The sequence below is a fragment of the Novosphingobium rosa NBRC 15208 genome (assembly GCF_001598555.1).
Classification (GTDB): domain Bacteria; phylum Pseudomonadota; class Alphaproteobacteria; order Sphingomonadales; family Sphingomonadaceae; genus Novosphingobium; species Novosphingobium rosa.
This window is the reverse complement of the sequence record NZ_BCZE01000148.1, coordinates 1-5,570: the sequence shown is the minus strand read 5'-3', so window position 1 is coordinate 5,570 and position 5,570 is coordinate 1. Positions and strand designations below refer to the sequence as shown.

2 tRNA genes and 3 rRNA genes are annotated in these 5,570 nt (G+C 53.8%); all 5 read left to right on the top strand.

What is annotated here, in order from left to right:
• The first annotated feature begins 211 nt into the window (after nt 1-211).
• Nucleotides 212-1,700: ribosomal RNA gene (locus SR3_RS29925) — 16S ribosomal RNA — on the top strand.
• Nucleotides 1,701-1,931: 231 nt separating this feature from the next.
• Nucleotides 1,932-2,008 (top strand) — tRNA-Ile (locus SR3_RS29920).
• A gap of 23 nt (nt 2,009-2,031) precedes the next feature.
• A tRNA-Ala gene (locus SR3_RS29915) sits at nt 2,032-2,107 on the top strand.
• A 278-nt stretch (nt 2,108-2,385) separates the two neighbouring features.
• Nucleotides 2,386-5,195, top strand: a 23S ribosomal RNA gene (locus SR3_RS29910).
• A gap of 204 nt (nt 5,196-5,399) precedes the next feature.
• Nucleotides 5,400-5,514, top strand: a 5S ribosomal RNA gene (gene rrf, locus SR3_RS29905).
• Together the 16S, 23S and 5S rRNA genes with 2 tRNA genes alongside form the textbook arrangement of a ribosomal RNA operon.
• Nucleotides 5,515-5,570 lie beyond the last annotated feature (56 nt).

The window sequence follows — 5,570 nt, the reverse complement described above, 5'->3', positions numbered from 1 at the left end:
GTTCTTTGACATAGTTGATTATGATGAAGGGACATGTGGACGACGGCGTCTGCGTCTTGGGAGCTTCGGGCTCGATGACGTAGTTTAAATCAAGCCGATGTTACATATGTCCTTCGTATCCATTACGTTTGACAAATGCAGGCATCGGCTCCTGAAGTTCAAGCGTGGTTGGTTGCTACCTCTTTGAGGTGGGCCAAGCATGTTTGTGACATAACTTGAGAGTTTGATCCTGGCTCAGAACGAACGCTGGCGGCATGCCTAACACATGCAAGTCGAACGAGACCTTCGGGTCTAGTGGCGCACGGGTGCGTAACGCGTGGGAATCTGCCCTTTGCTTCGGAATAACAGTTAGAAATGACTGCTAATACCGGATGATGTCGCAAGACCAAAGATTTATCGGCAAAGGATGAGCCCGCGTAGGATTAGGTAGTTGGTGGGGTAAAGGCCTACCAAGCCGACGATCCTTAGCTGGTCTGAGAGGATGATCAGCCACACTGGGACTGAGACACGGCCCAGACTCCTACGGGAGGCAGCAGTGGGGAATATTGGACAATGGGCGAAAGCCTGATCCAGCAATGCCGCGTGAGTGATGAAGGCCTTAGGGTTGTAAAGCTCTTTTACCAGGGATGATAATGACAGTACCTGGAGAATAAGCTCCGGCTAACTCCGTGCCAGCAGCCGCGGTAATACGGAGGGAGCTAGCGTTGTTCGGAATTACTGGGCGTAAAGCGCACGTAGGCGGTACATCAAGTCAGGGGTGAAAGCCCGGAGCTCAACTCCGGAACTGCCCTTGAAACTAGTGTACTAGAATCTTGGAGAGGCGGGTGGAATTCCGAGTGTAGAGGTGAAATTCGTAGATATTCGGAAGAACACCAGTGGCGAAGGCGGCCCGCTGGACAAGTATTGACGCTGAGGTGCGAAAGCGTGGGGAGCAAACAGGATTAGATACCCTGGTAGTCCACGCCGTAAACGATGATAACTAGCTGTCCGGGCACATGGTGCTTGGGTGGCGCAGCTAACGCATTAAGTTATCCGCCTGGGGAGTACGGTCGCAAGATTAAAACTCAAAGGAATTGACGGGGGCCTGCACAAGCGGTGGAGCATGTGGTTTAATTCGAAGCAACGCGCAGAACCTTACCAGCGTTTGACATCCTCATCGCGATTTCCAGAGATGGATTTCTTCAGTTCGGCTGGATGAGTGACAGGTGCTGCATGGCTGTCGTCAGCTCGTGTCGTGAGATGTTGGGTTAAGTCCCGCAACGAGCGCAACCCTCGTCCTTAGTTGCCATCATTCAGTTGGGCACTCTAAGGAAACCGCCGGTGATAAGCCGGAGGAAGGTGGGGATGACGTCAAGTCCTCATGGCCCTTACACGCTGGGCTACACACGTGCTACAATGGCGGTGACAGTGGGCAGCAAGCACGCGAGTGTGAGCTAATCTCCAAAAGCCGTCTCAGTTCGGATTGTTCTCTGCAACTCGAGAGCATGAAGGCGGAATCGCTAGTAATCGCGGATCAGCATGCCGCGGTGAATACGTTCCCAGGCCTTGTACACACCGCCCGTCACACCATGGGAGTTGGATTCACTCGAAGGCGTTGAGCTAACCCGCAAGGGAGGCAGGCGACCACAGTGGGTTTAGCGACTGGGGTGAAGTCGTAACAAGGTAGCCGTAGGGGAACCTGCGGCTGGATCACCTCCTTTCTAAGGATTTGAACGAAAGCGTCCCTGCTAGACGGGGAAAGAGCTTCGCTCAATTCTAAGAACATTGCCGTCGTCCTCATGTCCCTTCATCTTTATGGAAACCAGCAAGGCTGGCTTCGCGCCTCGGTTTGACCGGTTGGCGCTTGAAGCGGTTTTGCTGACTGCCTGAGTTGGCCATCTGCCTTCTGGCTCGTGAGCCGCTGGCCTTGTGGTCAGTGCTGGCGCCAGGATGGGCCGGTAGCTCAGGTGGTTAGAGCGCACGCCTGATAAGCGTGAGGTCGCAAGTTCAACTCTTGCTCGGCCCACCATCTTGGCAGCAGCATCATCTGGCGGGGCCTTAGCTCAGCTGGGAGAGCGGTTGCTTTGCAAGCATCAGGTCATCGGTTCGATCCCGATAGGCTCCACCACTTTTGTGGGTTTCCATTTAAAGATGAAGAGAACGTTTCTTCCATGCGCCTTCGGGCGGATGGCACGCGGGATTTGCCCGCTTCTTTGACATTGTGAATGGGTTTTTTAATCGACGCGGTGACACGCTGTTGGTTCTGATTGCCGGGGGTCGCCTCGGTGCTGAAGAACCGGAATGCAGACGTGTTACTACAGATGTTGTAAATCTGGCTGAGATTATTGTCCTACGCCTAGAACGATGCAGGCTTTATGCAGGCCTGTTATTGATGGTGTGGGTTCTCAAGCGTGAGGTAAGAGCATTTGGTGGATGCCTTGGCATGTACAGGCGAAGAAGGACGTGGCACGCTGCGATAAGCGTCGGGGAGTTGTGAGCAAACTTTGATCCGGCGATTTCCGAATGGGGAAACCCACCTTCACCATTTCTCTCGTTTGCTGAGAAATCAGGTAACTGGTTGAGCAGTGAGTGAGTGAGGTGGATAAGGTATCACCTTAGTGAATAAAATAGCTTTGGTGAAGCGAACCCGGGGAACTGAAACATCTCAGTACCTGGAGGAAAAGACATCAACCGAGATTCCGTTAGTAGTGGCGAGCGAACGCGGACCAGGCCAGTGCCTGTCTCTAAATTAGCAGAACACTTTGGAAAGAGTGGCCATAGCGGGTGACAGCCCCGTATGCAAAAGTGAGGAGACAGGACTCGAGTAGGGCGGGACACGTGAAATCCTGTCTGAACATGGGGGGACCACCCTCCAAGCCTAAATACTCGTACATGACCGATAGCGAACCAGTACCGTGAGGGAAAGGTGAAAAGCACCCCGATGAGGGGAGTGAAACAGTACCTGAAACCGAATGCTTACAAGCAGTAGGAGCTTCCTTGAGGAGTGACTGCGTACCTCTTGCATAATGGGTCAGTGACTTAATGTATCATGCGAGCTTAAGCCGTTAGGTGTAGGCGCAGCGAAAGCGAGTCTGAATAGGGCGCCAGAGTATGATGCATTAGACCCGAAACCCGGTGATCTAGGCATGACCAGGCTGAAGGTGCGGTAACACGCACTGGAGGGCCGAACCGTTCAATGTTGAAAAATTGTCGGATGAGTTGTGTTTAGGGGTGAAAGGCCAATCAAACCGGGAAATAGCTGGTTCTCCGCGAAATCTATTGAGGTAGAGCGTCGGATTTATGCCGTTGGGGGTAGAGCACTGGATGGTTGCGGGGGTCGCGAGATCTACCAATACTAACCAAACTCCGAATACCAACGAGTCTTATCCGGCAGACAGACGGCGGGTGCTAAGGTCCGTCGTCAAAAGGGAAACAGCCCTAACCTACAGCTAAGGTCCCCAAGTCACGTCTAAGTGGGAAAGCATGTGGGAATCCCAAAACAACCAGGAGGTTGGCTTAGAAGCAGCCATCCTTTAAAGAAAGCGTAACAGCTCACTGGTCTAAACAAGGGTTCCTGCGGCGAAGATGTAACGGGGCTCAAGACGTGCACCGAAGCTTAGGGTGTGGTTCTTTGAACCACGCGGTAGCGGAGCGTTCCGTAGGCCGTTGAAGCGATCTGGTAATGGGTCGTGGAGGTATCGGAAGTGCGAATGCTGACATGAGTAGCGATAAAGAGGGTGAGATGCCCTCTCGCCGAAAGACCAAGGGTTCCTGCTTAAAGCTAATCTGAGCAGGGTGAGCCGGCCCCTAAGACGAGCCCGAAGGGGGTAGTCGATGGGAACCACGTTAATATTCGTGGGCCTGGTGGTGTGTGACGGATCTCGTGTATTGTCTGGCCTTATTGGATTGGTCAGGCTTTGAAGAGGTTCCAGGAAATAGCCCCACCGTATAGACCGTACCCGAAACCGACACAGGTGGTCAGGTAGAGTATACCAAGGCGCTTGAGAGAAGTATCCTGAAGGAACTCGGCAAATTGCCTCCGTACCTTCGGAAGAAGGAGGCCCCATATATGCGCAAGCACTTGTGGGGGGCACAGGCCAGGGGGTAGCGACTGTTTAGCAAAAACACAGGACTCTGCTAAGTCGGCTTCAAGACGACGTATAGGGTCTGACGCCTGCCCGGTGCCGGAAGGTTAAGAGGAGGAGTGCAAGCTCCGAATTGAAGCCCCGGTAAACGGCGGCCGTAACTATAACGGTCCTAAGGTAGCGAAATTCCTTGTCGGGTAAGTTCCGACCTGCACGAATGGCGTAACGACTTCCCCACTGTCTCCAGGATATGCTCAGCGAAATTGAATTCTCCGTGAAGATGCGGAGTACCCGCGGTTAGACGGAAAGACCCCGTGCACCTTTACTGCAGCTTCAGAGTGGCATTAGGAAAGAATTGTGTAGCATAGGTGGGAGGCTTTGAAGCGTCGGCGCCAGCTGACGTGGAGCCATAGGTGAAATACCACCCTGTTGTTTTCTGATGTCTAACCCAGGACCGTTAGCCGGTTCGGGGACCCTCTGTGGCGGGTAGTTTGACTGGGGCGGTCGCCTCCTAAAGAGTAACGGAGGCGCGCGATGGTAGGCTCAGGCCGGTTGGAAACCGGCTGTTAGAGTGCAATGGCATAAGCCTGCCTGACTGCGAGATTGACGAATCGAGCAGAGACGAAAGTCGGTCATAGTGATCCGGTGGTCCCTCGTGGAAGGGCCATCGCTCAACGGATAAAAGGTACGCCGGGGATAACAGGCTGATGATTCCCAAGAGCTCATATCGACGGAATCGTTTGGCACCTCGATGTCGGCTCATCACATCCTGGGGCTGGAGCAGGTCCCAAGGGTTTGGCTGTTCGCCAATTAAAGTGGTACGTGAGCTGGGTTCAGAACGTCGCGAGACAGTTTGGTCCCTATCTGCCGTGGGCGTCGATACTTGAGAGGAGTTGCCCCTAGTACGAGAGGACCGGGGTGAACATGCCTCTGGTGTACCTGTCGTTCCGCCAGGAGCGCAGCAGGGTAGCTATGCATGGACGGGATAACCGCTGAAAGCATCTAAGCGGGAAGCCTCCCTCAAGATAAGGTATCTTCGAGTCGTGATAGACCATCACGTTGATAGGCCGGGTGTGGAAGTGCGGTAACGCATGGAGCTAACCGGTCCTAATCACTCTGTTCATGCTTGATGAACCCCACCATCACTAAGAGGCCTGCACAAGGTTCTGGTCTAAACCCCAGACAAGCAGCGCATCGTGAAGGCGGACAATCGTCACAGCCGTTCACAACATCTGATTAAAAAACACCGCACAGCAAGCCGCCAGGGGTAACCTTGGCAGGGCAAGGGACAACGACCCCATGCCTCATGCTCGCTGCAGCACGCTGGCCATATTGCTTGGTGACCATAGCAACAGTGACCCACCCGATCCCATCTCGAACTCGGCCGTGAAACCTGTCCGCGCCAATGGTACTAACGCTCAAGCGTTGGAAGAGTAGGTCGTCGCCAGGCATTATCGCCAGCGTGCACAACTTCCCCATCAGGGAAGAACAAAAAACCCATTCACA